The organism is Amycolatopsis sp. VC5-11 (assembly GCF_037034185.1).
GTDB classification, from domain to species: Bacteria; Actinomycetota; Actinomycetes; order Mycobacteriales; family Pseudonocardiaceae; genus Amycolatopsis; species Amycolatopsis nivea.
Window position 1 is genome coordinate 63,525 of sequence record NZ_JBAGKF010000020.1, and the last position, 25,723, is coordinate 89,247.

The window sequence follows — 25,723 nt, forward strand, 5'->3', positions numbered from 1 at the left end:
TGATCGGCATCCTCGACCGACTGAAACTGCGGCACCGGCGCAACTCCCTCCGCGGACGACTCGCCGGAACCATCGTCGGCGCGCGGACCATCGGAACGGGGGCGCCAGCATGATCGGCATCCTCATCCGACTAAAGCTCCGAGTCCTGCGCAACTCCCTCCGCGGCCGACAGATCGCCGGAATGATCGTCGGCGGCCTCTTCGGTCTGCTGGCGGCCCTGTTCACGATCGGCATCGCGGTGTTCCCGGCTCCGGAAGCGCGGATCACCGTCGACCTGCTCACCTCGATTTACGCGGTCTGGATGGCAGGCTGGGTGCTCGCGCCGATCGCGACCGGCGGCGGCGACGACACCCTGCGGCCGGAACACTTCGCACTGCTGCCGATCGGCCGCCGCAAGCTGGCGGTCGGCCTGCTCGCGGCGAGCTTCGTGGGCGTCACCGCAGTGGTGAGCCTGCTGGCGTTCCTCGGCTTGGTGTTCTACGGCCTGCGGTTCGGCGCCGGCGCCGCGCTCGTCGGTCTCGTGTTCACCGTGCTGCAGCTGGCGTTCGTGGTGCTGCTGTACCGCGTGGTGATGGCCGCGCTGGGCACGCTGCTGACGTCGCGCAAGGGCAAGGAACTCGGCATCATCCTGGTAGCGCTCACCGGGTTGTCCGGCGTCGCGGTCAACTACGTGATGCGGAGCGTCGGCCCGGCGATCGTCACCGGTCAGATGCCCGGCTTCGTCAGCGTCATGCACGCCCTCCCGTCCGGTTGGGGCACGCTCGCGGTACACGCGGCCGGAGTCGGGAATTGGGGCACGGTCGGCGGCCTCTTCGCCGCACTGCTCGGCGTCGTAGCGGTTCTGGTCGTGCTCTGGGGCGCGCTGCTGGCCCGCCAGGTCACCACGCCGTCGTTCCGCGGAGCCTCCCGAACCCGCGCGAAGAGCACCCGCACGCGACGCAGCCTGCTGCCCGCGACCCCGGTCGGCGCCGTGGCCCGCAAGGAACTGCACACCTGGTGGCGAGACGCCCGCCGCCGCGTCGCCCTCCTGTCGACGCTGCTGATCGGCTTCGTCATCACCGTCGTCCCAGCCCTGTCCGGCGGGGGCGGCCAATCCGTGATGCTGCCGTATTTCGGTGTCGCAGTAGTCCTTTTCGCCTCGATGCAGTCCGGCAACCTGTACGGAATGGACGGCAGCGCCCTGTGGCACACACTGGTCGTCCCCGGCGCCGAACGAGCCGACATCCGCGGCCGCCAACTGGCGTGGGTCCTGATCGTCGCCCCCGTGGCTTTGGTGCTGGCCCTGGTCCTGCCCGGCGTCACCGGCGTACCAGGCGCGTACCCGTGGGTCCTAGGCTTGGTCCCCGCAACGCTGGGCGCCGGTGCCGGAGTCCTGATGCTGCAATCAGTCTTCCTGGCCTTCCCCTTGCCGGATCAACGCCGAAGCGGCAGCCCATGGTCCTCCGGCGGACGCCCCGGGTGCGCCCGAGCCGCCCTGATGCTGGCGACCACACTGCTCATCGTGCTCGGCGCGCTGCCGGTGGTGGCACTGGGCGTGGCCGGAAAGCTGGCAGACCTGCCGGTACTGCAGTGGCTCGGCATCCCAGCCGGAATCGCGACCGGCATCGCGCTGGCATGGTGGTGGGGTTCGCTCGCCCAGCAACGACTGGTGACGCGGGGTCCGGAGCTACTGGCGACTGTCTCCAAGGAACGGTGAGAAATTCTTCTTGCCGAGGTGTCTCATGGCGTCGCGCGCGTTGATAACCAAGGCAAGAGACCCCGCCAGGGGAGTTCGCCGTGAAGCAGTACCTGCTAGCCGTCCGGGGAGACGAAACCGCGCTGGAGACCGGCGAGGAGCTGGCCGCCCAGACGGCTTGCACCGACCCAGGCACCGACGACATGAAAGCCGCCGGCGCCTGGGTGTTCGTCGGCGGTTTGCGCCGCTCGCGTGCCGCCACCGTCATCCGCCCGCGAACGGCGCGGTCACGATGACCGACGGCCCGTTCGCCGAAACGCGGGAGCAACTGGGCCGTCGCACCGCAGCCTCGTCAGCTCACTGACCGCTCCCACGCAGCGCACCTTCACCTGCCACTACCCTCACCAACCGCGCCCTCCGAGCACACCTGCGCCAGCCCACCAACTTTCACCAACCGTGCCCTCCCAGCGCGCCTTCGCCAACCCACCAACCGCCCCCACCCGGCACACCTTCGCCTGCCCACTAATCCTCACCAACCGCACCCTCCCAGCACACCTCCACCAACCCACCAACCCTCACCAAACGCACCCTCCCAACGCACCTTCGCCTGCCCTCCGCTCCCCTCCACTTCCTTCCTGCGCCCCGCCAGCCGCACCTCTCAGGGCAGCGCTGCCAACGATTCCTCCAGTGCCGTGTCCGGAAGTTCGTTGTCCACCATGTCGCCCGCCAGGTACGCGCCGTACGCGGGCAGGTCGAGGTGCGCGTGTCCGCAAAGCGCGGTCAGGATCACTTTCTCTTCGCCAGTCTCCTTGCAGCGCAACGCTTCCTGGATGCACGCGGCCAGAGCATGCGTCGGCTCGGGCGCGGGAATGATGCCTTCGGTGCGGGCGAACTGCACCCCGGCGGCGAAGCATTCCTGCTGCCCGATCGCGAGCGCCTCGATGAGGCCCAGTTCGTAGATGTGCGAGATCAGCGGCGACATCCCGTGGTAGCGCAGGCCGCCGGCGTGGATCGGGTCCGGGATGAAGCCGTGGCCGAGCGTGTGCATTTTCAGCAGGGGCGTGAGACCGGCGGTGTCGCCGAAGTCGTAGGCGTAGCGGCCTCGGGTAAGGGTCGGGCAGGCCGCCGGTTCGACCGCGCGGATCACCGGGTTCATCCGGCCGGCCAGTTTTTCCCGCAGGAACGGGAAAGCGAGCCCGCCGAAGTTGGAGCCGCCGCCGGTGCAGCCGACGAGCACGTCCGGGGTGTCGCCGGCCAGTTCGAACTGTTTGAGCGCTTCCTCGCCGATCACCGTCTGGTGCAGCAGCACGTGATTGAGCACGCTGCCCAGCGCGTACCGCGCGCCCGGATCCGCCGCGGCCTGCTCGACGGCTTCGCTGATCGCGATCCCGAGGCTGCCCGTCGACTGCGGGTTCTCCGCCAGGATCGCCCGGCCAGCGGCGGTGCGGTCCGATGGACTCGGGTACACCTGGGCGCCGAAGGTCTCCATCATCAGCTTGCGATACGGCTTCTGGTCGTACGACGCGCGCACCTGCCAGACCTCGCAGGACAGCCCGAACGTCGCGCACGCGAACGCCAGCGCGCTCCCCCACTGGCCGGCGCCAGTCTCGGTGGTGAGCCGCGTGACGCCCTCCGCCGCGTTGTAGAACGCCTGCGGCACAGCGGTGTTCGGCTTGTGCGAGCCGACCGGGCTGACGCCCTCGTACTTGTAGTAGATCCGGGCCGGGGTGCCGAGCGCCTTCTCCAGCCGGCGGGCGCGATAGAGCGGGGACGGACGCCAGAGCCGGTAGACGTCCCGGACTTCCTCGGGAATGTCGATGTAGCGCTCGGTGGTGACTTCCTGCTCGATGAGCGCCTGCGGGAACAGCGGAGCCAGGTCCGCGGGCCCGACGGGCTCGCGGGTTCCCGGGTGCAGCGGCGGGGGCGGCGGCTCGGGCAGGTCCGGCACCACGTTGTACCACTGCGCCGGGAGATCGGCCTCGTCCAGGATGTATTTCGTCCGTTCTGCCATGACGCCTCCTCGGTCGGCGGACCCCAACGTAAGCCGGGCGGCGGGAGAAGCCAAGCGCCGGAGCGCGCGAGGGGACCCCTCGCGCCGATAAAGCAGCAGGTCCACCCATGTGGGCGACCTGTCCACAATGGAGGGTGTGGCTGATTCCCCGGAAGCCGTTTCCGGCGGGCGCCGGTTTTTGTCGGTGGGTGCCGGTACGTTCGGTGGCATGGCGACATTGGTGACGTTCCACGCCCACCCGGACGACGAGGCGATCATGACCGGCGGCGTGATGCGCAAAGCGGCCGACGAGGGGCACCGGGTGGTGCTCGTGGTGGCCACGCGCGGAGAAAAAGGCGAGATCCCCGAGGGCCTGCTCGACGACGGCGAGCAGCTCGCGGACCGCCGGGTGCAGGAGACGCAGGCAGCGGCCGAGGTGCTGGGCGTCTCGCGAGTGGAGTTCTTGGGATACCAGGACTCGGGGATGATGGGCGACCCTTCCAACGACGGCCCGGAAACGTTCTGGAGCGCGCCGGTCGAGGAAGCGGCGAAGCGGCTGGCGGCGATCCTGCTCGAGGAGTCGGCCGACGTGCTCACGGTGTACGACGACTTCGGCGTCTACGGCCACCCGGACCACATCCAGGTCCACCGGGTCGGCATGCGCGCGGCCGAACTCGCGGGCACGCCGCGCGTTTACCAGGGCTCGACGAACCGCGACCAGATCCGCCGAGCCGCTGAAGCCGCCCGCGCGGCGGGCGAGGAAGGCGGCCCGGACGCGGACATGATCATCGGGAAACCGGAAGCCGAGCTGACGGCCGAAGTGGACGTCACGGCATACCTGAAGGTGAAGCGGGCGGCGATGCGCGCGCATCGGAGCCAGATCAGCGAGGAGTCGTTCTTCCTGGCGCTGCCGGACGACAAGTTCGGTGAGGCCTTCGGGACGGAATGGTTCATCCGGGAAGGACAGGGGCCGGGGGTGACGGAGACGGACCTGATGAAGGGCCTCTGACCGGGCCGGACGAGCCGCGAGGCCTACGACATGTTCGGCATCGGTGCGGGCACACCGCCGGGAGCGCGCGTTGCCGCTGCAAACGGCGGCCCCGCTACAGGCGCGAGCCGAACCTGCGGGCGGATCGCTCGCGCGAGCCCAAGGCCGGGACGGACGAGCCATCGGGTGCGAGGTCGCGCTGGGGACTGCGTGCCTGGGACAGGTGCGGGCTGAACCTGCGGGCGCGGGCTACCAGCGCGAGCCGAGGCCGGATCGGACGAGCCATCGGGCGCGAAGCCGCCGCTGCGAACGGCGGGCCCAAGACAGCCGGGGACCGAGCCCGCGGACGCGGGTCGCCGGCGCGAGCCGAAGATCGGTTCGGGCAACCGCCGGGCGCGAAGTCGACGCTGCGGACCGCAGGCCCGAGACAGCCGGGGACCGAGCCCGCAGACGCGGGTCACCGGCCCGAGCCCAAGGCGGCGACTGACGAACCGTCCGATGCGAGTTTCCGGTGCGGTCCGCAGGCCCGAGACAGACCGGGCCGAGCCCGCGGGTTGCTGGCCCGAGCCCGAGACCGGCGCTGGCGCACCCTCGGGCCGAGCCATCTTCGTTGGCCGCGGGGCTGGGGGAAGGCTCGGGCGACACACCAAGCAGTGGGGTTTCCGGCACGGACCTGGAGCCCGGGATGGGGCCGCGTGGTCGTTGCAGGCAAGCGGCGAGCCGTCCGTTGGCTGGGCGGACGCGGTCGTCCAGCCTGGGCCGCGGTCCATGGTCGAGGTCGCGATGCGCCTTCCCGTGCAGGGCCGAGCTAGCTCAAGCTGCGCGCAGTCCAGCTTGAGCTAGCTCGGCCCCGCAGGCTGGCGAGCATCGAGCGGGCAACAAACATCACCCGGGCCCCGCGGCCTCTCCCACCCGGGCCGAGGCCAGGCGGACCGCGTCCAGGATTTTTTCGTATCCAGTGCAGCGGCAGAGGTTCCCGGCCAATGCCTCGCGGATCTCTGGATCCGAAGGGGCATCCACGCGGTGCACCAACTCGTGCGCGGCGACGATCAAGCCCGGTGTGCAGAAGCCGCACTGGACCGCGCCGGTGTCGAGGAAGGCTTGTTGTACTGCGTCCAGCTGGTCGCCGTCCGCTAGGCCTTCTACGGTACGGACGTTCCTGCCCTCGGCTTGGCCCGCGGCGACCAGGCACGAGCACACTGGGGTACCGTCCAAATACACTGTGCACGAACCGCATTCGCCTTGTTCGCAGGCGTTTTTCGAGCCTGGCAAACCCAGTTGATCACGCAGCACGGAGAGCAGGCTCTGCCCCTCCCACACCTCGTCGACGGTGCGCGGTTCGTCATTGACAGTGAGGTTCAGGCGCATTTCGGCTGCCCGCCTTTCCGGTAGTCTTCCCAGGCCCAGCGCAACGTCCGGCGGGCCAGTACGGCGATCGCGTGGATGCGGTAGTCGGCGCTGCCCCGGACGTCATCGATCGGGGACGCGGCGCTCGCGGCCAGTTCGCCGAAGCGGCGGAGAACCGCGTCCGGCAGCCGAGAGCGGGAGGTCCACGCATCGGACAGGGCGTCGCGGAGGAAGTCTTCGGCGGCGGTCGCCCGGCGCGGGGTCGGGGCGGCCGAACCGACCGCGGCGCCGATCCAGCCGGTTTCCGGGGCCAGGTCCAGGGCGAATGAGCACACTGCGATGACCATTGCGTTGCGGGTGCCGACCTTCGCGAACTGTTGCGGGCCGGTCGCCGCGGGGAGATGGATAGCGGCGATCAGCTCGTCGGGGGCCAGTGCGTTGCGTTTGACGCCTTGGTAGAACTCCGTCGCCGGGATCATCCGGGTGCCGCGGACGGACGCGACTTCGATGGTCGCGTCGCAGGCCAGGAGCATGGGGTGGGCGTCGCCAGCGGGAGAGGCCGCACCCAGGTTTCCGCCGACGGTGCCTCGGTTGCGGATTTGCGGGGAGCCGACGGTGCGGCTCGCCATCGCCAGGCCGGGGAGGCGGGTACCTAATTCAGTGATGATTCGCGTGTACGAGACGCCTGCGCCCAGGCGGATCCGGCCGTCTCGCTCGGTCCATTCGGTCAGGTCGCCGATCCGGGTGAGGTCCAGCAGCGCGGGCGGGCGGCGGTGGTCGAAGTTGAGTTCGACCAGGACGTCGGTGCCGCCGGCCAGCGGCACGGCGTCCGGGCGGGCGGACTTGGCGGCCAGGGCTTCGGCCCAGGTCGCGGGGGTCAGGAAATCCACGGGGCACCTCCGGGAGGCAGACTGCCGGTCAGGGACGGGCAGGAAGGGCAAAGGGGCACGGGCGAGAAGGGGGAGGAAGGCCGGGGGCATGCGGCACGAAGGAAAAATGGGCCTCTGCGAACAGGTCGCGCCGGACCGCTGCACACGGGCTACTGCGCTCACGAAACGGACCGCTGCGGACAGTCACGGCGGAACGCTGCGCACGGGCCACCGCACTCACGAAACGGACCGCTGCGGACAGGTCATGGCGGACCGCTGCGCACGGGCCACCACGTTCACGAAACGGACCGTTCACGAAACGGACCGCTGCGAACAGGGCACGCCGGACCACTGCGAACGAGTGCACACGCGCTACCGCGCTCACGAAACGGACCGCTGTGAATAGGCAACGCCGGACCACTGCACACGAGCGCACACGAGCCACCATCACGAAGCGGCGCGACGACCGGCCAAGGCGATGTCGTCCGGGCGGATGGGGGCGTTCGGCAGGGGCAGGCCGGTCGCGGAGCGGAGGGCGTTCAGGATCGCGGGGGTCGACGACAGGGTGGGCGGCTCGCCTACGCCGTTCAAGCCGTACGGCGAGTCGGGATGCGGGAATTCGAAGAGGCTGATCGGCATCGGCGGGACGTCCAGCACGGTCGGGATCAGGTAGTCCGTGAAGGACGGGTTGCGCACCCGGCCCTCGCGGTCGACCAGGATTTCCTCCATCAAAGCCAAACCCAGGCCCTGTACGCTGCCGCCTTCGATCTGGCCTTCTACGGCCAGCGGGTTCATCGCCTTGCCGACGTCCTGCGCGGTCGCGAGCTCGACCACCTTCACCAAACCCAGTTCGACATCCACGTCCACCACGGCTCGGTGCGCGGCGAAGGCGAACGCGATGTGTGCGTTGCCCTGGCCGGTTTCCGGGTCGATGCCTTGGGTCGGGCGGTGGTGGTACTCGAAGGTGTGCGAGACAGTGTCCGAACCGACGAGGTCGGCGATCGGGCACACCGGATGTCCGCCGCTGTCAAGGACGTGGTCGTTGCCCAGCGACAGGGCCGAAGCGGGCAGGCTGTAGGCGTCGGCGGCTCGGCGCAGGAGTTCCCGGGCGAGGTGGCGGCAGGCGCCTTGCACGGCACCGGTCGACATCCACGTCATTCGGGAGGCGGACGCGGAACCGGCGTCGCCGATTTGGGTGTCGGCGGGGAGGACGACTACCCGCGAGACGCCCAGTTCCGTGCTCGCTACCTGTGACTGCACCGTGGTGACGCCTTGTCCGCACTCCGCGGCGGCGGTGTGCACCGAGACGACCGGTGCACCGTTCACTACCGCCAAGGCGACTCGGGCCGTCGAGATGTCGTCGACGCCTCCTGAGTAGCCGATCGCTTTCACCCCGACCGCGTAGCCGACTCCGCGACGCACCCCCTCGCCGTGCGTCGTGTTGGCGGCTCCGCCGGGCAGGGAAAGCAAATCATCAGCGCCAGCCGGCGGCAGCGGACGGTCGCGGAGGGCTTGCAGCAGTTCCGCGACGGGGGCTGGGCCGTCGACGGCTTGGCCGGTGGGCAGGACGGTGCCCGTGGTCATGGCGTTGCGGAGCCGCAATTCCATCGGGTCCATGCCTAGTTCGTGCGCCAGTTTGTCCATATTGGACTCGCAGCCGTAGGCCGATTGGACGGCGCCGAAACCGCGCATTGCGCCGCAGGGCGGGTTGTTCGTGAACACCGCCAGGCCGTCGATTTCGGCATTCGGGACGTCGTAGGCGCCGGTGACGAAGTAGCAAGCGTTGGCGATGACTACGGGTGAAGTTGAGGTATAGGCGCCGCCGTCTAAAACCAGGCGGGCTTTGACGTAGACCAGGCGGCCGTCCTTGGTGGCTCCGTGTTCGTAGCGCATCTTCGCCGGGTGGCGGTGCACGTGCCCGAAGAAGGATTCGTAGCGGTTGTACGACATCTTGACCGGACGGCCGAGCCGCAGGGCGAGCATGCAGGCGTGCACGTGGACGGAGAGGTCTTCCCGTCCGCCGAAGGCACCGCCGACGCCGGCCAGGGTCAGCCGCACTTTTTCCGGCGGCAAGCCCAGACACGGGGCCAGTTGTTCCAGGTCTTTGTGCAGCCATTGCGAGGAAACATACAGCTCGACGCCGCCGTCCTCGGAAGGAATCGCCAAGCCGGATTCCGGGCCCAGGAAAGCTTGGTCCTGCATGCCGACTTCGTACTCGCCGGTGACCACGACGTCCGCTTCGGAGCGCGCCGCGGCCAGATCGCCGTGGCGGATTTTCACGTGCCGGACCAGGTTGCCGTCCGGATGGATGGGACGGACGCCCTCGTCCAGGACTGTCATCGGATCGGTGACCGGGTCGAGCGGTTCGTAGTCGACCATGATCAGTTTCGCTGCCTGCCGGGCGGTTTCCGGGTCGTCAGCGGCGACCAGCGCCACCGGTTCGCCGTGATACCGAACCTCGTCGACCGCGAGGACCGGCTGGTCGGCGGATTTCATTCCGTACGTTTTCGCGCCGGGCACGTCCTCGTGGGTGAGCACGGCGTGCACGCCTGGCTGGGCGAGCGCCTTGCTCGTGTCGATCGAGCGAATCCGCGCGGCCGCGTACGGGCTGCGCAGCGTGGTCGCCCAGACCGTGCCCTCGATCCACAAATCCGACGAATAGGCGAACCTGCCGGTTACCTTGGCGGTGCCGTCCGGACGGAGGGCGCTTTCGCCCACCCCGGCGGCTTTCCCGGTTTCCGCGGCGCGTACCAGCGAGTCCACAATGACCACCAGCTTTCCTGCGTTGCCGACTGCACGGATTCAACACGTGTAGATCGGGACTGTCAACGGCTCTTCGGGTATCGTCTGGCGCATGCAGCGGGTCACCCGGGACGATGTCGCACGGCTGGCGGGCACCTCGCCGGCCGTGGTCAGTTACGTGCTCAACAACGGCCCGCGTCCGGTCGCGCCCGCCACGCGAGCGCGGGTCGAGCAGGCGATCGCCGAGCTCGGCTACCGGCCGAACCTCGTCGCGCGGGCGTTGCGGTCCACGCGGAGCAACGTACTCGGGCTGGTCGTGCCGGACAGCAGCGAGGGCTACTTCACCCAGCTCACGCACGCGGTCGAGCGGGCCGCGTTCGCTCGCGGATCGCTTGTCCTGCTCGGGAATTCGGCGTTCTCCCGGGAACAGGAGCTGCGGTACGCCGAATCACTGGCGAACATGCGCGTGGACGGCCTGCTGCTGGTCCGCGCCGAGATCGCTGGAGCGGCCGCCACCCACTCCACTTTGGACGTTCCGGTCGTCTACCTGCACCACCACGCCCCGGCCGGGACTGCCGCGCCGTCCGTCGTGCTGGACAACAAGGCGGGCGGACGGTTGACCACCGAGCACCTGCTCGGGCACGGCTACCGCGAGATCGGCTGTCTCACCGGAACCGCACGGTCCGGGCCGGTGGCCGATCGCGCCCGAGGCTGGACCGAGGCGATGCGAGCGGCGAAGCGGAGCGCGGGCAACGTCGTCCGCACCGGACTCGACCGGCATGCCGCGCGAGCCGATATCCGGCGGTGGTTGCAGTCGCCGGAGCGGCCGCGCGCGATCATGGCGACAGCGGACGGGCTGGCGCTCGACACGCTCACAGTCGCCGCGGAACTTGGCTTGAACGTGCCGAAAGACCTTGCAGTGATCGGTTTCGGCGGTACCGACGCCGCCGCGCACAGCTGGCCCGCGCTGTCCACTGCCGGGCATTCCTTCGACGATTTCGCCGACGCCGCGGTGTCCACTCTGGACCAGCTCCGCGAGAACACCCAGCCGGACGACCGCGTCCTCGACGTCCATCTGACCGCGCGCGCCAGCTGCGGGTGCGACTGACCCCGCAGCCGGCGCGCCGACGGAATCAGGAACTAGCGGCCTCTGCCCACGCCGAAGGCGTGTAGCCGAGATAATGCGACGCGTGCGTATTCGCCGCGGAAGCCTGCGGAATGTCGCCGCGCAAATACGCCTCGGCTTCCGCCTTGTCCTTCGGCGGCGGCGTCGGCGCGAGGCCGAGCAGCTTGGCCATGTTGTTGCCGAGGTAGCCCTCCAGGTCGTCCTCGGACAGGTTCAGGCCCTGCGGCGGCTGGTGGCACAGCACTTCCAGCTCGCGCGCCCACATCCCGGGCTCGTTCGGCGGCGAATCGGTGCCGAAGACCAGGTCGCTCTTCTTCATCTCCTTGGCGAATTCGACGATCCGCGACTGCAGCAGCCAGCCCGATTCGCCGATCACGTTCGGGGAGTCCTGGATCATCCAGAACGCCTCGAAACAGTAGACGCCGCCGGTCTGGATGCCGAAATGGCCGAGAATGAACGTGACGTTCGGGAACTCGCGGATGATCGGGTAGAACTGGGTGGGGATCGAGTACGGCCCGTCCCCGGTGTGGATCAGCACGATCACGCCGAGTTCGTCGCACACCCGCATCACCGGCCGCAGCCAGTCCAGCGCCCGGTCCGGGCGGTAGGAATGCATGTTGGCGTGCAGCTTCAGCATCTTGTAGCCGTATTCCTTCACGTGGAAGGCCAGCTCCGCGGCACCGTTTTCCGGGCCGAAACGCGGGTTGTACATGAAGTTGCCGACGAACCGGTCCGGGTACTGCTGCACCAGCGAGGTCACGTACGCCTGGTATTCGCGGATGCCCTCGCGGCCGGTTTTGTTGCCCTCGCGCCAGGTCGTGTTCCCCGGCGGCGGCATGATGCAGCTGACGTCCACGCGCCGCGGCTTGCCGTTGATCCAGAATGGACCGTCCATCATTTCCAGCGTGCGTTCGCCGGTGAACGGGGTTCCGGTGTGCCGCCAGGCTTCGTCGACGAGATTCGTCGGATGGACATGGGTATCGATAATCACCGGATGTCTCCTTACGCAAGACTTGAGTAAAGGACTCCCCGGCCGCGCTTCACCGCACCTACGGGACCCGGAAGCGCGATTCGCGCTCCGGCGCAACCGAGTGCAGCACCTCCGCCGCCCGGTGTCAACACATGATCGCCGAATGCCTTGCGCGGCAAGACTTTTCCGCACTCCCCCCTTGACACCGCTCCCGCGAGGGCTTTGCATTGAACGACCCGGCGGCGCTGCCGGGCGCCGGTGACCTCCCGTTTCGGGCCAACCGTTCGGCCAGCTGCCTCCAGCCGCGCGCTGGAGACGACCGCCGGGCCGGGTCCGACCCCGCCCGGGGAAGGGCGGCCCGATGTCGGCTGCGGAACCGGAACCCTGCGATCTCCTGCTGACCGGCGGCACCGTGGTGACTGTCGACGACCAGCGCACTGTCCATCAGACGGGCCACGTCGCGATCATCGGCGACCGGATCGCCGGCGTCGGCGAAGGGCCTGGCACTGAACGCTGGCGCGCCGCCGAGGTCGTCGACTGCCGCGGCAAAGCCGTGCTCCCCGGCCTGGTCGACGGGCACAACCACCTGTACCAAGCACTCGCTCGAGGGCTCGGCGAAGGCATGTCGATCGTGCCGTGGCTGTGCGAATTCATGTGGCCGTACTCGATCGCGATCACCGGACCGGAAGCGGTGGCCGGGGCACGGCTCGGTGCGGTCGAAGCGTTGCGAGCCGGCATCACGACGGTGATCGACAACCATTACGCGCCAAGCGATCTTGAAACGACGCTCGCCGTCGCGGACGTCATCGAGGAAGCCGGGCTTCGCGGTGCGGTCGCCCGCGGCATGCTGGGCGAGCGCACCGAAATCGCCGACCGTCGCGGCCAGCCGATCGAACTGTTCCGCTACTCGAGCGAGGACGAATTCGCGATCACCCGCGAGGCGATGCAGCACCGGCCGCCGAGTTCGAAGGTCTCCGTCTGGCCCGCCGCGCTCAACCTCTGTTACGTGGAGCAAAAACTCGTCCGCCAGACGGTCGAACTCGCCCGGGAATACGGCACTCGCTGGCACACCCATTGCTGCGAGAGCAAAACCGATCCGGTCAGCTATCTCGAAACCCACGGGGTGCGGCCGGTCGAGTGGCTCGCGAAGGAAGGCCTGCTCGACGAACGGGCCACGCTCGCGCACGCGATTTGGCTCGACGAAGCCGAAATCGAGCAGGTCGCGGCGGCGGGCGCGGGAGTTTCGCACAACCCGGCGTCCAACGGCTATCTCGCGTCCGGCACCGCGCAGATCGCGAACATGCGGAAACAGCACGTCCCGGTCGCGCTCGGCACCGACGGTCCCAGCTGCGGCCATCGGCAAGATCTTTTCGAGGCGATGAAACTCAGCGTCTTCGGCCAGCGAACGGCCACTTTGGACCCGACCGCGCTGCGGGCCGAGGACGCGCTGGAAATGGCCACCCGCGAGGGGGCCCGTTACGCCGGAATCGACGCGGGAGTGTTGAGCGAGGGCAAACTCGCCGACGTCATCGTGACCGCGCTCGACCGTCCGCACGTGCGCCCGGTGCACCGGGCTGTCGCCGCCCTCGTCTACTCCGCCCGCGGGTCCGATGTGGAGCTGACGATCGTGGGCGGCGAGATCGTCTACCGCGCCGGACAGTGCGTCCGCGTCGACGAAGCGGCCGCCGCCGACGAGGCGGAACGGCACGCGGCCCGGCTGCTGGAACGCAGCGGCATGGGCGGACTGCTCACTCCCTGGGCGCGGTGATCCGCGCTCCCCCCTTCCCCGCTGTGGAGGAAACCATGCGATTCCGTCCGCGCACCACCCGAGCCGAAACCCGCGACGCGGTCGACACCGTCCCCCGGTTCCGGCAGATGCTCCCCCTCGGCATCCAGCACCTGCTGGTCGCCTACTCCGGAATGGTCACCGTCCCGCTGCTGATCGGGCTCGGCGTCGGCCTGTCCACCGCGCAGATCGCCACGCTCATCACGGCGAACGTGCTGGTCAGCGGCATCGCGACGCTGCTGCAGACGCTCGGGATCGGCAACGTCGGGGTCCGGCTGCCGATCGTGATGGGCTCGACCTTCACCGGCATCACCCCGGCGATCATCGTCGGCAAGGAGGCCGGGCTGCCCGCGGTCTTCGGCGCGACGATCGTCGCCGGGCTGCTGACCTGGCTGGTCGCGCCGTGGTTCAGCAAGCTGATCCGGTTCTTCCCGCCGATCGTGACCGGGACGATCATCGCGATCATCGGATTCTCGCTGCTGCCCTCCACCGCGACGCTGATCGCCGGGTCGAACCCGAACGCGGCCGACCACGGTTCGGCCGGACGGCTGATTCTCGGCCTGGGCATCATCGTGCTGACTGTCTGCTTGGAACGGTTCGCCCCGCCCGCGGTGCGCCGCTTCGCGATCCTGATCGCGCTGGCGGTCGGCACCCTCGTCGCGGTTCCGCTCGGCATGGCGGACTTCAGTTCGGTCGGGCAGGCGGACTGGTTCGGCGTGGTGAAGCCGTTCGAATTCGGCATGCCGACGTTCGCGTTGTCCGCCTTGCTGCCCATGATCATCGTGCAATTGGTGAACATGGTGGAATCGACCGGCGACACGCTCGCCATCGGGCAGATCGTCGGCCGCGACGTCGGTCCGCCCGAGATTTCCCGGGCACTGCGCGCGGACGGGCTCGGCACCGCGTTCGCCGGCGTGTTCGGCTCGTTCACCGTCGTCACCTTCGGCGAGAACGTCGGGCTGGTCAGCATCACCCGCGTGATGAGCCGGTTCGTTGTCGCGACCGCGGGCGCGGTGCTGGTGCTCATGAGCCTGGTGCCGAAGCTCGGCGCGGCCGTCGCGTCGCTGCCGGGACCGGTGCTCGGCGGCGTCGGCGTGGTCATGTTCGGCACCGTCGGGGCGGTCGGGCTGCGCATCATGAGCCAGGCGGACCTCAGCAACGGCCGCAATATCCTGATCGTCGCCATCTCGTTCGGCTTCGGCCTTTTGCCGGTCGGCGCGCCAGAGTTTTACCAACATCTGCCCGTTGTGGTGCAGACGGTACTGACGAGCGGCATCGCCGCCGGCGGCATCGCGGCGTTCCTGCTGAACCTCGTGCTCAACCGCCGCGAACGGGCTCCGCGCACCGGAACGGAAGCCGCGCCCGGGTATTGACCCTCGGCGGCTTCCGATGCACCATAGTCGAAACTCCTTGCAGGGAAGGAAAAACCTCGCTCATTCCATAACCCCGTAGGTGCGGCGGCAGGTTCGCGCGCGGCCGGGGGTCCTCGCCGCCGGCAGCCCGTCCGGCTCCGGCGACGCCCCGCGATCCGCCCGGCCCGGCCGTTTCCCGGCCCCGCCGGCCCAACGAGGTGAGGGAATCATGGCCAGTCACCCGTCTCCCCCGTCCCCGGTGGACGAACGTCCCCGGTTCGGTCCGCTGGTGCTGCTGGGTTTGCAGCACGTGCTCGTGATGTACGCCGGCGTCGTCGTGGTGCCGATCGTGGTCGGCGCCGGGCTCGGGCTTCCGCAGTCGCAGATCGCCGACCTGGTCAGCGTCGACCTGGTGCTCGCCGGGATCGGCACCATGCTGCAGGCGTTCGGCGTCTGGAAATTCGGCATCCGGATGCCGCTCGTCGTCGGGGCCGCGTCCAACGGCATCGTCCCGATGGTGCTGATCGGCAGCACCCAGGGGCTGTCCACAGTGTATGGCTCGCTGCTCGTGGTCGGCGTGCTCTGGGTGCTGATCGCGCCGTTGTTCAGCAAACTGCTCAAGCTGTTCCCGGAGGTCGTCACCGGAACCGTCATCACGCTGATCGGGCTGACGCTGATCCCGGTCGGGCTGAAACTCATCGCCGGTTCCACTCCGTCCGCGCACAATTACGGCGCGCCCGCGAATCTCGCGCTCGCCGGGTTCACGCTCGCGCTGATCGCGGTGTTCTACCGGGTGTTCCGCGGTCTGCTCGGCCAGTTGGCGATGCTGATCGCGCTGACCGTCGGCGCGATCGTCGGCTGGCTGACCGGACTGGGCAGTCTCGCCGGGGTCGCCGACGGTCCCGTTTTCGGATTGCTGAAACCACTGCACTACGGAGCGTTGCATTTCGACATCCCGTCGATTCTGCTGTTCCTGGTGATCGTTTTCGTGCTGATGGTCGAGGCGTCCGGACAGGGGCTCGCCGTCGGGCAGGTGGTCGGCAAGAAGGTCGGGCCGCGCGACGTCGCGAACCTGCTGCGGGTGGACGGGCTGCTCACCGCGCTCAGCGGCGTGTTCAACGGTTTCGCCTACACCACCTTCGGCCAGAACATCGGGCTCGTCGCGCTGACCAAGGTGCGCAGCCGGTACCCGGTCGCGGTCGGCGGCATGATCCTCGTCGTTTTCGGCGTGGTGCAACCGGTCGGCCGGGTGATCGCGGCGATCCCGCAGCCGGTGATCGGCGCGGCCGCGGTCGCCACGTTCGCCGCGCTCACCGTGTCCGGCATCCAGCTGCTGTCCCGAGTGGACTTCAACCAGACCGGCAACCTGGTGATCGTCATGCTGTCGCTCGGCGTGGGCCTCATCCCGGCCGGAGCGCCGGACTTCTACAAGCAGTTTCCCTTCGCCGCACAGGTTTTCCTCAAGAGCGGCGTGGCCACCGGAACCGTGCTGGCGGTGCTGCTGAATCTGCTTTTCTTCGCTGCTCGGAAACGGCGGCCAGCAGAGCCGCTCGTGCACCGAGAACCCGCCGCGAAACTTTCCCAGTCCTGAAAGGACGTCATGGGCACCGAACCGCAGCGGCCCCGGCTGATCGTCGGCATCACCGGGGCCAGCGGCCCGCACCTGGCTGTCCACCTGCTGACCGCGCTGCGCAAGCTCGGCACGGTGGAAACGCATCTGGTCATGTCGCGAGCCGCGCACCGCACCGTCGAACTGGAAACCGGGATGCCGCCCGCCGAGGTCGCCGACCTCGCCGACGTCCGCCACGCGCGCGGGGACATCGCCGCGTCGATCGCGTCCGGTTCCTTTCGCACCATGGGCATGGTCGTCGTGCCGTGCTCGATGAAAACCGTCGCCGGGATCGCGCACGGCTACAGCGACGACCTGCTCGTCCGCGCCGCCGACGTCACCCTGAAAGAACGCCGTCCGCTCGTGCTCGTCGCCAGGGAAACCCCGTTGAGCCTCGTGCACCTGCGCAATCTGGTGGCGGTGACCGAGGCGGGCGCGACCGTGCTGCCGCCGATGCCCGCCTTCTACCACCAGCCCGAGTCCATTGAGGACATCCTCGCCCACCTGACCGGCAAGGTGCTCGACCAGTTCGGCATCGAGCACGACCTGTTCGCGCGCTGGCAGGGGCCGCCCGCCTCGCAAGGAGTTTCGCGGTGAACCACCGGCAAGATCCCCACGCTTTCGTTGACCAGTACCGCCACGAGTTTCCCGACGACGTGCTCGTCCTCGACGACCCGGTCCCGGCCGACGAGGGCGTCACCGGGGTGATTTACGAACTCGCCGCGGCCGGACGGCACGAGATGGTGCTGTTCCGGAAGGTGACCGGGCTCGACGTGCCGGTGGTGAGCAACATGTTCGCTTCGCGGCAGCGGATCGCCCGCATGCTCGAAACTGGACCGTCCGGTTTGCACAGTGCCTACCAACAGCGGGCGCCCCGCGCGGTCCCGCCGCGGATGGTGGACAGCGGACCGGTGCTGGATGAGGTGACTTCTGAGGTCGACTTGGCGACCATCCCGATGCTGCGGCACTTCGCCAGCGACCGTTCCCCTTACGTCACCAGCGGGATCATCGTCGCGGAGGATCCGGACACCGGCGTCGGCAACCTCAGCTACCACCGGGCGATGCCGCATTCCCGCACCGAACTGGCGACCAGTCTCCATTCTCGCGGGGATCTGTGGCGGATGCTGCAGAAGTACGCCGAACGCGGCGAACCGATGCCGGTCGCGATGGTGCTCGGCGGGCATCCGCTGTTCATGCTGGCCGCGTCCGCGCGGGTCGGCTACGACGTGGACGAGCGCGCGGTAGCCGGCGGATTGCTTGGCGAGCCACTCGAAGTCGTGCGTACCCCACGGCATGGCATCGGCGTCCCGGCCTGGTCGGACTTCGTGCTGGAAGGCACCATCGACGCGTCCGAGCACGCGGACGAGGGCCCGTTCGGCGAATTCTCCGGCTATTCCTCGAATCGCTCGACCAACAACCTCCTGCGCGTGCACACCGTCCTGCGCCGCTCCGACGCCATGCTCATCGACGTCGTCGGCGGAAACACCGACGAACACCTGAACCTCGCGCGCGTGCCACGGGAATCGGAAATGGCGGAGAAACTCAAAGCACGCTTCCCGGACGTCACCGCGGTGCACTATCCGACGTCCGGCACGCACTTCCATTGCTACGTCGCACTTCGCCAACGACGGCCCGGTCAAGCCCGGCAGGTGATGCTCGGCCTGCTCGGCTGGGACCCGTACGTGAAGACCGTGATCGCGGTGGACGAGGACGTCGACGTCACCAGCGACAGCGACGTCCTCTGGGCGCTCGCCACGCATTTCCAGCCCCACCAGGACTTGTTCACTGTGGACGGTCTGCCCGGCTCGCCGCTCGACCCGTCCTCGGGCTCCGACGGGACGACGTCCCGGATGGGCCTGGACGCGACCCGCGGCCCGCACTTCGACGGCAATCGCATTGTCGTCTCCGAAGAAGCACGTCAGCACGCTCGCCGGATTCTCGGCGGGAACGTTTAAGGAGGGAAACACCATGGCCAAAATCCCGGTGACCGTACTGACCGGCTTTCTCGGCTCCGGCAAGACCACGCTCGTCAACCACATCCTCACCGCGAACCACGGGCACCGGATCGCGGTGATCGAGAACGAATTCGGCGAAATCCCGATCGACAACGCGCTCGTGCTCGGCGGCGACGAGAAGATCATCGAAATGAGCAACGGCTGCTGCCTGTGCTGCACCGCGCGCACCGACCTGATCGAAATCCTGCAGTCGCTGCTGCGCCGCCGCGAACGCTTCGACCGGATTCTCATCGAGACCAGCGGCATGGCCGACCCGAACCCGGTCGCGCAAACGTTCTTCGTGGACGACGAGGTTTCGTCGGCCTTCGCGCTGGACGCGATCGTGACGCTCGTCGACGCGCGGCACGTCGGCAGCCATCTCGAGGAGGGCGAGCACGACGGTGTCGGCGGCCAGGTGAGCAACCAGATCGCGTTCGCCGACCGGATCGTGCTCAACAAGATCGACCTGATCACCGAGCCGGAGATCGAGGAACTGCGCACGCAGCTCCGCTCGGTCAACGCGACCGCGGACATCCTCACGTCCAGCTACGGCAGCGTCGACCTGGACGACATCCTCGGCATCAACGCCTTCGACCTGAACCGCACCGTCGCCGCCGACCCGGACTGGCTCGAAGACGAATCGCACCACCACGACCCGACGCTGGAATCGGTCTCGATCGAACTCGACTACCCCCTGGACCGCACCGCGTTCGAACAGTGGCTCACCGCCCTGCTGGCCGAACGCGGCGACGACCTGTACCGGTTCAAGGGAATCCTCGCCTTCGACCGCAAGACGGTGCTGCAAGGCGTGCATCGGATTTACGAACTGACGGACGCCGGCGACTGGGGCACGGCACCGCCGGTCAGCAAGCTCGTCCTCATCGGCCGGAACCTCGACCGTGCGGAGCTGACCGACTCGGTGTCCCGCTGCAGCCTGGCCGCGGCTGGGCGGTGATTCAGGCGAGCGCTGCGGTCACGTCCAGCTCGACAAGCTGCCCGGTGAAGCCCAGGCACGTCACGCCGACCAGCGTGCTCGCGGTGGTGAACGCCGCGGCGATCGAGGAGTTCGTGAACCGCTGCCACACCGCTGAAAGGGTCGGCTGATCGGAGGTGGCCACGTAGATCACCGTGCGTACGACGTCCCCCGGGGTCGCGCCGGCATGCGTCAACGCGATCCCGGTGTTGGCGACGACCTGGTCCACCTGCGCGAGGACGTCGCCGGGGACGACCTCGCCGCCGGGCGTCAGCGGACACTGGCCGGCGAGGTGCACGGTGCGGCGCGCGTCGACGGTGGTCACGTGGTGGTAGCCGGGAGTCGGATGCAAGGCGGGCGGGTTCTGCCGTTCAATGGTCACGAGGCGGATCGTCGCTCACCGCGGCGGCGGTCCGCCACGGGATTTCCGGACGGAGGGCGTATGCGCAGGACCATCGACTGGGCCGACGGGGCGATCGTGATCGTCGACCAGGTCGCGCTTCCGGGCGAGTACCGCACGCTCACGCTGCGCACGGTGCCCGAATTGGTCGACGCGATCCAACGGCTGGCGGTTCGCGGAGCACCGGCGCTGGGCGCGGCGGGCGCGCTGGGGGTCGCGCTGGCGGCTCGACAAGGCGGGGACGTGCGGGCGGAGGCGGACCGGATCGCGCACGCCCGGCCGACGGCGGTCAACCTGGCCTGGGGCGTTTCCCGGGCACTGGACCGGCTGCCGGACGGTGCCGATGCGGTGCTCGCGGAGGCGCGAGCGATGCTCGACGAGGACGAGCAGCGCAACCGCACGGCGTCGGCGCACGCGGCGGAAGTCGTGCTGGACGCGTGCCCGCGCAGGCCGTTGCGGTTGCTCAGCCACTGCAACACCGGGCACCTGGCGACCGTCTCGTGGGGCACGGCACTCGGGGTCGTCTGGCACCTGCACGGGCGCGGCCTGGTCGAGTCGGTGCTGGTGGACGAGACGCGGCCGTTGCTGCAGGGATCCCGGCTCACCGCTTGGGAACTCGAGCAGGCCGGGGTGCCCTACCGGGTGCAACCGGACGGCGCGGCGGCCGCGGCGATGGCACGCGGAATGGTGGACTGCGTGCTCGTCGGCGCGGACCGGATCGCGGCGAACGGCGACGTGGCCAACAAGATCGGCACCTACGGGCTGGCCATCGCCGCCGCGCACCACGGTGTTCCGTTCGTGGTCGTCGCCCCGACGTCCACAGTGGACAAAAGCATCGCCACCGGCGCGGACATCTCCATCGAGGAACGTGCGGCTGTCGAATTAACGGAGTTCGGCGGGGCTCAGGTCGCGCCGCACGGTGCGGCGGTCTTCAACCCGGCCTTCGACGTCACGCCCACCGCGTTGATCACCGCGGTGGTCACCGAGGACGGCGTGTTCGGCTAGGGCCGCGGGCCGACGACCTCCGCACCGTTTCGCACGGTGATCGCCATGGCGGGACAGGAATCCGCCGCGTCCAGCACGGTTTCGTCCGGTTCCACGGTCTCGGCGACCGCCCGGGCGGTGGCGCCGTCCAGCGCGAACGTCTCCGGCATCAGCGACGCGCACATCCCGCTGCCGATGCACGTGCCCCCGTCGACCTCGACCTTCCAGGTCATCCGTCACCACCCAATCGGCATCGACCGCGGTCCGCGGACCAGCATCTGCGTCTTCCACTCAATATCCCCGGCCAGCCGCAGTCCCGGCAACTCGCGGGTCAGCGCCCGCAACGCCTCCTGCAGTTCCAGCCGCGCGAGCGGAGCGCCCAGGCAGTGGTGCACCCCGTGCCCGAAGCCGAGATGGTGGTTGTCCCCGCGGTCCAGCACGAGCTGGTCCGCGGCGCCGAACTGCAGCCGGTCGCGGTTGGCCGCGCCGATCGCCACGAGCACCGGTTCCCCTTGGCGCACCAGGACATCGCCGACCTCGACGTCCTCCGTCGCGTACCGGGCGAACCCGGCCCCGGCGCCGAGCGGCACGAAGCGCAGCAGCTCCTCCACCGCGGTCGGGATGAGCGACGGGTCCGCGCACAGCCGTTCCCAGTGCTCGTGCTGGTCCAGCAGCGCGTAGACGAAGTTGGGAATCTGGCTGGCCGTCGTTTCGTGGCCGGCGACCAGAATTCCGACGCACAGGTCCACCAACTCCAGCTCAGTGAGCCGATCCCGCACGTCGCGAGCCTCGATGAGCGCGGTCATCAGGTCGTCCTGCGGCTGCGCACGATGCTCGGCGATCAACCCGGCCATGTACGCACGCAGTTCCTCGCGGCTGCGCTCCGACTCCTCCGGCGTGAGCCGCGTGGTCGACAACGCCGCGTCGCTCCACTCGCGGAACTGCGGCCGGTCGCCCACCGGCACGCCGAGCAGCTCGCAGATCACCGCGACCGGGATCGGCAGCGCGTACAGATCGACCAGGTCAGCCGGTTGCCCGTGCTCCCGCAGCTCCTTGATCAGGTCGTCGGCCAGCCGCGCGACCCGAGGGCGCAGCTCCTCGACCCGCCGCGCGGTGAACGCCTTCGCGACGAGGGTGCGCAGCCGGGTGTGGTCGGGCGGGTCCATCGAGAGGATGCCGCCCGGACGCCGGTACTCCGACATCCGCGGTTCGTCGCTTTCCTGCGCCAGCGCGCGGGAAAACCGCCGGTCCCCGAGCACGAGCCGGGCGTCGGCGTAGCGGGTGGCGAGCCAGGCAGCCTCGCCGTGCGGCATTTGGACGCGGATCATCCCGGCGTTCTCGCGAGCGGCGGTGTAGGCCTCGTTGAGCGCGAGGCCCGCCTCCTCGTTGAACGGGTAGGCGAGCGGTTCGGTGTGCGTGGTGGTCATGCCAACGACTCCCCGGGTACCGTTGTAAGCAGGTGCTTACATGCCTACACCCGACGTCGGCCGCGCGTCAATCCGCCAGGAGCTTCCGGGGGCCGGGTGGCACTAGGTTCACCATGAGACCGGGTGCGGGTTTCATGGCACCGCCTTCCGGCGGTGTCCTAGCGTCATGCCATGAAAATTCCAGCCGGGCTGAGCCGCGCGGTCATCCGGGCGCGGCGGGACACCGGCTTTCTCGCCGCGGGCGTGCTGCCGCACCTGGCACTGGTGCCCGTATGGGCTTGGGCGGCGGTGACTGCCGCCAGGACCGAGAACTGGCTCCTCACCGGTCCCGTGTCGGCCGCCTTGGTCCTGCTCGGCACCCCGGTGCTGACGGCCGTTCAGCGGGTTCGCTACCGGGCGCTCATCGGCGTGGATGTCCCCCGGCTCGCTCCCCCGCCGGAACAATGGACGTGGTCCTCGACCGTCCGGTGGCTCGCGGCGACGCGTCCTTGGCGCAAGATCGGCTACCACCTCCTGCTGGGCCCGCTGCTCGCACTACTGGAACTGTTGGTGCTCGCGCTGGCAGCGGCGGGCTTGGCGGGTGCCCTCGCCTACGCCTGGTCCTGGGCGCTGCCAACCGAAATCCGCCAGCACTGGTTCGGCTACCTGACCCAATTACCGGCTTACACAGCGGCTGGGCTCCTCCTCCTGTGCGCCCTGCCCTGGACCGCGCGGGCAGTAGCCCGGGCCGAGACGCGCCTGGCGTTGAGTCTGCTCGGGCCCAGTCGGGCGCAGCGGCTCCAGGAGCGGGTCGATCAGCTGGCCGGGAGCCGGACCGACCTGATCGAGGCCGTCGACGCGGAGCGCCGCCGGATCGAGCGCGACCTGCACGACGGCACCCAGCAACGGTTGGTGTCTCTCGCGGTCAATCTGGGTCTGGCCCTCGCCACCCGCCCGGACCTGCCGAGCGATGCCCGCGAGGTGCTCGCGAAAGCGCACCTGGAGGCGAAGGAGGCGATCTCCGAACTCGACGACCTGGTGCGGGGCCTGCACCCGGCCGTGCTCGAAGACCGAGGACTGGACGCGGCGTTGTCCGGGCTGGCAGCCCGCACGCCCCTCCCGGTGCGGCTGCGGGTCGATCTGGAGGAAAGGGTGGCGCCCAACGTGGAGTCAGTCGCGTACTTCGTGATTTCCGAGGCGCTGACCAATGCGACGAAGCACGCCAACGCGATGCGGGCGGAGGTGACGGTGCGCCAGATCGGCGAGGTGCTGCGCGTTCGCGTTACCGACAATGGGTTGGGCGGTGCCGACGCCGCCACCGGGACGGGTCTGACCGGGCTGGCCAAGCGGGTCGGCTCTCTCGACGGAACCTTCCACGTCAGCAGCCCCGTCGGCGGGCCCACCACTGTCACCGCGGAGCTGCCGTGCGCGCGGTGATCGCCGAGGATTCGGTGTTGTTGCGAGTCGGCCTGATCAAGGTGCTGGAGGCGGGCGGGTTCCAGGTCGTCGCGGCAGCCGGCGACGCGGACGGACTGCTGGCTGCGATGGAAGAGCATCGGCCCGAACTCGCCTTGATCGACGTCCGGATGCCGCCCGGCTTCACCGACGAGGGCGTGCGGGCGGCGATGGAAATCCGCCGCCGCTGGCCGGGGACGCCGGTGGTGCTGCTTTCGCAGTACGTGGAGGAGCGGTACGCGGCCGACCTGCTGTCCGCGAACACCAGCGGGGTGGGCTACCTGCTCAAACAGCGGGTCGCCGATGTCGCCGACTTCGTGGCGGCGGTCCGGCGGGTGGCGGACGGGGGCACCGCCCTGGACCCGCAGGTCGTCGCCCAGCTGCTGCTGCGGCGCGACAGCGACCCGCTCGCGCGGCTGACCCCTCGCGAACGGGACGTGCTCGGGCTGATGGCGGAGGGACGCTCCAACGCCGGCATCGCGCAGGCGCTGGTGGTGAGCGAGAGTGCGGTGGCGAAGCACATCAACAACATCTTCGCCAAGCTCGACCTGCCCGTGGCCGACGCGGACCATCGTCGCGTCCTCGCCGTGCTGCGATTCCTCGGCGCGTCCCGGGCCTGAGGATCGCGGGAAAGTTCCAGAGCGGGCGGAGGTGCCGCCGCGGTATTCCCACACCCGATTCCGGTACTGGGCCGAGGAAGGAAGGGCCTTGCACGACGCCCAACGCCGGTCACGGCACGAGCTCTTCCGCTCCGCGACCCGGCCGAGGGAAGGCCCTAGTCGCCAGGACCGCGCAGACCACCGCCAGCGGCACCTCGGCGAAGACCGCCATCAGCACCGCCAACTGGAAGTCCGGACCCGGAGCAGCCGTCATCGTGTCGAACCAGGCGTCGGCCAGCAGCAGGGCCGAGGTCGCGGCGGAGGTCAGCCCGGCCCGGCAGTCGCCGCGTCGGAGGAGCAGTCCGGTGGCGAGCAGGCCCAGCGCCTCAAGGCTGTCCAGCCCGGTCCACGTCCAGGCCCAGTGCGAGGCCTGAGCGGTGGCAGGCAATTCAGTGTGCAGGAAGACCAGCCAGGGAATCATCGCCAGCCCGAGCACGGTGAGAACCGTGGCCAGCAAGGGGAACGTCGAAGTGGCCACGGTTTTCGGACGAATCCGTGGGACACCGCACGCCATGGCACCTGACTCCCTTCGGTGCCCGCCCCTCGGGCACGAAATCAGCATGTCGTCGCGGCGTGCCTGAGGCAGTAACGCTCCTATCCGACTTGAAGGTGGTAGTAAGTACACCTTCCGGCGCGGCTGGAGCACTAGGCTCGGTTCAATGACTTCCGCGTGGACGAACGAAACCGCGATCCAGCAGTGGAACTCCGGGAGCACCCGGGAATCGATGGAAGCGACCGCCGAGCGCGGGGACTTCGCCAAAGAGCATCTGCTCAACCCCGTCCTCCTGCGACTTCTCGGCGACGTGCGCGGCCGCCGGGTGCTCGACGCGGGCTGCGGCAACGGATACTTCAGCCGGATGCTCGCCGGACGCGGGGCCCAGGTGACCGGGGTCGAACCGGCCGAGAGCCTGATTTCGTTCGCGCGGGAGAAGGCAGGCGAGGGGATTTCCTACGTGCGGGCGGATCTCGCCCGGCTGCCGGAGATGGAGCCGTTCGACGCCGTCGTCTGCAGCATGGTGCTCATGGCGATTCCCGAGTGGAAGCCCGCGATGCGCGCCTGCGTCGAGGCGCTGCGGCCGGGCGGGCTGTTCGTGTTCGCCATCGTGCATCCGGCGTTCGAGGAGTTGCTCGGCACCTGGCGGAAGTACGGCGAGTACCGCCAGACGGAGTATCTGGCCGAGTACGAGATCGCCGGACGCGACGCGTCCGACTTCCATCGGCCGCTTTCCGCGTATCTCAACGAAGTGGCCGCGCTCGGCTGCCGGGTGCGGGAGGTTGCCGAGCCGGGGTTGGATCCCGCGCTGGCGGACGGGATCGAGAGTCACGTGCGGATGCCGAACTTCCTGATCGTCGCGGCGGAAACCGGCTGCCCGTTAGTGCCATGACCGGTTCCCGAAC

23 protein-coding genes are annotated in these 25,723 nt (G+C 69.1%); 14 read left to right on the forward strand and 9 right to left on the reverse strand.

Annotated features, from left to right (window positions below; genetic code table 11):
* The first annotated feature begins 109 nt into the window (after nt 1–109).
* Both WA670_RS38055 and WA670_RS38060 read left to right on the forward strand, forming a co-directional pair.
* Nucleotides 110–1,696, forward strand: coding sequence for a hypothetical protein (locus WA670_RS38055; RefSeq protein ID WP_134662524.1), 1,587 nt, complete (start codon nt 110–112; stop codon nt 1,694–1,696).
* Nucleotides 1,697–1,776: 80 nt separating this feature from the next.
* Entirely contained in the window at nt 1,777–1,971 is a 195-nt protein-coding gene (locus tag WA670_RS38060; RefSeq protein ID WP_336161048.1) for a hypothetical protein, read from the forward strand.
* A gap of 362 nt (nt 1,972–2,333) precedes the next feature.
* Here WA670_RS38060 and WA670_RS38065 read toward each other — a convergent pair whose 3' ends face one another.
* Nucleotides 2,334–3,686 (reverse strand): TrpB-like pyridoxal phosphate-dependent enzyme, encoded by a 1,353-nt coding sequence (locus WA670_RS38065; protein WP_134730500.1) that lies wholly within the window; start codon nt 3,684–3,686, stop codon nt 2,334–2,336.
* Nucleotides 3,687–3,894: 208 nt separating this feature from the next.
* Here WA670_RS38065 and WA670_RS38070 point away from each other — a divergent pair, with 208 nt between their 5' ends.
* Nucleotides 3,895–4,674 (forward strand): PIG-L family deacetylase, encoded by a 780-nt coding sequence (locus WA670_RS38070; protein ID WP_037817713.1) that lies wholly within the window; start codon nt 3,895–3,897, stop codon nt 4,672–4,674.
* A gap of 864 nt (nt 4,675–5,538) precedes the next feature.
* Here the strand turns inward: WA670_RS38070 and WA670_RS38075 are convergent.
* From WA670_RS38075 to pucD, 3 genes are all read right to left on the reverse strand, one after another.
* Nucleotides 5,539–6,021 (reverse strand): (2Fe-2S)-binding protein, encoded by a 483-nt coding sequence (locus WA670_RS38075; protein ID WP_134730498.1) that lies wholly within the window; start codon nt 6,019–6,021, stop codon nt 5,539–5,541.
* The gene (locus WA670_RS38080; protein ID WP_336161049.1) at nt 6,012–6,890 is read right to left on the reverse strand and encodes an FAD binding domain-containing protein; all 879 of its coding nucleotides are present in this window, start codon (nt 6,888–6,890) and stop codon (nt 6,012–6,014) included. The genes WA670_RS38075 and WA670_RS38080 overlap by 10 nt, the downstream gene beginning before the upstream one ends.
* 426 nt (nt 6,891–7,316) lie before the next feature.
* Nucleotides 7,317–9,641: a xanthine dehydrogenase subunit D gene (pucD, locus tag WA670_RS38085; RefSeq protein WP_336161050.1), complete on the reverse strand. Its 2,325-nt coding sequence runs from the start codon at nt 9,639–9,641 to the stop codon at nt 7,317–7,319.
* 82 nt (nt 9,642–9,723) lie between these two features.
* On the opposite strand from pucD, the gene WA670_RS38090 reads away from it, so the two are divergent.
* Nucleotides 9,724–10,719, forward strand: a complete 996-nt coding sequence (locus WA670_RS38090) for a LacI family DNA-binding transcriptional regulator (protein WP_336161051.1) — start codon at nt 9,724–9,726, stop codon at nt 10,717–10,719.
* Nucleotides 10,720–10,744: 25 nt separating this feature from the next.
* Here WA670_RS38090 and WA670_RS38095 read toward each other — a convergent pair whose 3' ends face one another.
* Nucleotides 10,745–11,728 (reverse strand): amidohydrolase family protein, encoded by a 984-nt coding sequence (locus WA670_RS38095; protein WP_238604928.1) that lies wholly within the window; start codon nt 11,726–11,728, stop codon nt 10,745–10,747.
* 340 nt (nt 11,729–12,068) lie between these two features.
* Here WA670_RS38095 and WA670_RS38100 point away from each other — a divergent pair, with 340 nt between their 5' ends.
* From WA670_RS38100 to WA670_RS38125, 6 genes are all read left to right on the forward strand, one after another.
* Nucleotides 12,069–13,475: an amidohydrolase family protein gene (locus WA670_RS38100; protein WP_037817516.1), complete on the forward strand. Its 1,407-nt coding sequence runs from the start codon at nt 12,069–12,071 to the stop codon at nt 13,473–13,475.
* Between the two features lie 35 nt (nt 13,476–13,510).
* On the forward strand, nt 13,511–14,866 hold the full coding sequence (locus WA670_RS38105; protein ID WP_205673240.1) for a nucleobase:cation symporter-2 family protein: 1,356 nt from the start codon (nt 13,511–13,513) through the stop codon (nt 14,864–14,866).
* A 208-nt stretch (nt 14,867–15,074) separates the two neighbouring features.
* On the forward strand, nt 15,075–16,436 hold the full coding sequence (locus WA670_RS38110) for a nucleobase:cation symporter-2 family protein (RefSeq protein WP_134730488.1): 1,362 nt from the start codon (nt 15,075–15,077) through the stop codon (nt 16,434–16,436).
* A 9-nt stretch (nt 16,437–16,445) separates the two neighbouring features.
* Nucleotides 16,446–17,051 carry a UbiX family flavin prenyltransferase gene (locus WA670_RS38115; protein WP_037817523.1) on the forward strand — a complete coding sequence of 202 codons (606 nt, stop codon included), beginning with the start codon at nt 16,446–16,448 and terminating at the stop codon, nt 17,049–17,051.
* Nucleotides 17,048–18,409 carry a UbiD family decarboxylase gene (locus WA670_RS38120; protein ID WP_336161052.1) on the forward strand — a complete coding sequence of 454 codons (1,362 nt, stop codon included), beginning with the start codon at nt 17,048–17,050 and terminating at the stop codon, nt 18,407–18,409. The genes WA670_RS38115 and WA670_RS38120 overlap by 4 nt, the downstream gene beginning before the upstream one ends.
* 13 nt (nt 18,410–18,422) lie before the next feature.
* Nucleotides 18,423–19,403 carry a CobW family GTP-binding protein gene (locus tag WA670_RS38125; RefSeq protein ID WP_336161053.1) on the forward strand — a complete coding sequence of 327 codons (981 nt, stop codon included), beginning with the start codon at nt 18,423–18,425 and terminating at the stop codon, nt 19,401–19,403.
* A gap of 1 nt (nt 19,404) precedes the next feature.
* Here the strand turns inward: WA670_RS38125 and WA670_RS38130 are convergent, their stop codons facing one another.
* Nucleotides 19,405–19,803 (reverse strand): RidA family protein, encoded by a 399-nt coding sequence (locus WA670_RS38130; RefSeq protein ID WP_336161054.1) that lies wholly within the window; start codon nt 19,801–19,803, stop codon nt 19,405–19,407.
* Nucleotides 19,804–19,863: 60 nt separating this feature from the next.
* Between WA670_RS38130 and mtnA the strand changes: the two genes are divergently transcribed.
* Entirely contained in the window at nt 19,864–20,826 is a 963-nt protein-coding gene (gene mtnA, locus WA670_RS38135) for an S-methyl-5-thioribose-1-phosphate isomerase (RefSeq protein ID WP_336161055.1), read from the forward strand.
* On the opposite strand, the gene WA670_RS38140 is transcribed toward mtnA, so the two are convergent.
* Both WA670_RS38140 and WA670_RS38145 read right to left on the reverse strand, forming a co-directional pair.
* Nucleotides 20,823–21,038: a ferredoxin gene (locus WA670_RS38140; RefSeq protein ID WP_336161056.1), complete on the reverse strand. Its 216-nt coding sequence runs from the start codon at nt 21,036–21,038 to the stop codon at nt 20,823–20,825. The two genes, mtnA and WA670_RS38140, sit on opposite strands and share 4 nt — an antisense overlap.
* Nucleotides 21,039–21,041: 3 nt before the next feature.
* Entirely contained in the window at nt 21,042–22,232 is a 1,191-nt protein-coding gene (locus tag WA670_RS38145; RefSeq protein WP_134730478.1) for a cytochrome P450, read from the reverse strand.
* A 171-nt stretch (nt 22,233–22,403) separates the two neighbouring features.
* On the opposite strand from WA670_RS38145, the gene WA670_RS38150 reads away from it, so the two are divergent.
* Both WA670_RS38150 and WA670_RS38155 read left to right on the forward strand, forming a co-directional pair.
* On the forward strand, nt 22,404–23,648 hold the full coding sequence (locus WA670_RS38150) for a sensor histidine kinase (protein ID WP_336161057.1): 1,245 nt from the start codon (nt 22,404–22,406) through the stop codon (nt 23,646–23,648).
* Nucleotides 23,636–24,286, forward strand: coding sequence for a response regulator transcription factor (locus WA670_RS38155; protein ID WP_336161058.1), 651 nt, complete (start codon nt 23,636–23,638; stop codon nt 24,284–24,286). Before WA670_RS38150 ends, WA670_RS38155 begins: the two co-directional genes overlap by 13 nt.
* A 109-nt stretch (nt 24,287–24,395) precedes the next feature.
* Here WA670_RS38155 and WA670_RS38160 read toward each other — a convergent pair whose 3' ends face one another.
* Entirely contained in the window at nt 24,396–24,803 is a 408-nt protein-coding gene (locus WA670_RS38160) for a hypothetical protein (protein WP_336161059.1), read from the reverse strand.
* Between the two features lie 181 nt (nt 24,804–24,984).
* Between WA670_RS38160 and WA670_RS38165 the strand changes: the two genes are divergently transcribed.
* Nucleotides 24,985–25,710, forward strand: coding sequence for a class I SAM-dependent methyltransferase (locus WA670_RS38165; protein WP_336161060.1), 726 nt, complete (start codon nt 24,985–24,987; stop codon nt 25,708–25,710).
* Nucleotides 25,711–25,723: the final 13 nt, after the last annotated feature.

Bases quoted from the DNA above. Each gene is read 5' to 3' on its own strand.
- WA670_RS38055 (WP_134662524.1), top strand. From the start codon at position 110: ATGATCGGCATCCTCATCCGACTAAAGCTCCGAGTCCTGCGCAACTCC.
- WA670_RS38065 (WP_134730500.1), bottom strand. From the start codon at position 3,686: ATGGCAGAACGGACGAAATACATCCTGGACGAGGCCGATCTCCCGGCG.
- WA670_RS38070 (WP_037817713.1), top strand. From the start codon at position 3,895: ATGGCGACATTGGTGACGTTCCACGCCCACCCGGACGACGAGGCGATC.
- WA670_RS38075 (WP_134730498.1), bottom strand. From the start codon at position 6,021: ATGCGCCTGAACCTCACTGTCAATGACGAACCGCGCACCGTCGACGAG.
- WA670_RS38090 (WP_336161051.1), top strand. From the start codon at position 9,724: ATGCAGCGGGTCACCCGGGACGATGTCGCACGGCTGGCGGGCACCTCG.
- WA670_RS38100 (WP_037817516.1), top strand. From the start codon at position 12,069: ATGTCGGCTGCGGAACCGGAACCCTGCGATCTCCTGCTGACCGGCGGC.
- WA670_RS38105 (WP_205673240.1), top strand. From the start codon at position 13,511: ATGCGATTCCGTCCGCGCACCACCCGAGCCGAAACCCGCGACGCGGTC.
- WA670_RS38110 (WP_134730488.1), top strand. From the start codon at position 15,075: ATGGCCAGTCACCCGTCTCCCCCGTCCCCGGTGGACGAACGTCCCCGG.
- WA670_RS38115 (WP_037817523.1), top strand. From the start codon at position 16,446: ATGGGCACCGAACCGCAGCGGCCCCGGCTGATCGTCGGCATCACCGGG.
- WA670_RS38125 (WP_336161053.1), top strand. From the start codon at position 18,423: ATGGCCAAAATCCCGGTGACCGTACTGACCGGCTTTCTCGGCTCCGGC.
- mtnA (WP_336161055.1), top strand. From the start codon at position 19,864: ATGCGCAGGACCATCGACTGGGCCGACGGGGCGATCGTGATCGTCGAC.
- WA670_RS38140 (WP_336161056.1), bottom strand. From the start codon at position 21,038: ATGACCTGGAAGGTCGAGGTCGACGGGGGCACGTGCATCGGCAGCGGG.
- WA670_RS38145 (WP_134730478.1), bottom strand. From the start codon at position 22,232: ATGACCACCACGCACACCGAACCGCTCGCCTACCCGTTCAACGAGGAG.
- WA670_RS38150 (WP_336161057.1), top strand. From the start codon at position 22,404: ATGAAAATTCCAGCCGGGCTGAGCCGCGCGGTCATCCGGGCGCGGCGG.
- WA670_RS38165 (WP_336161060.1), top strand. From the start codon at position 24,985: ATGACTTCCGCGTGGACGAACGAAACCGCGATCCAGCAGTGGAACTCC.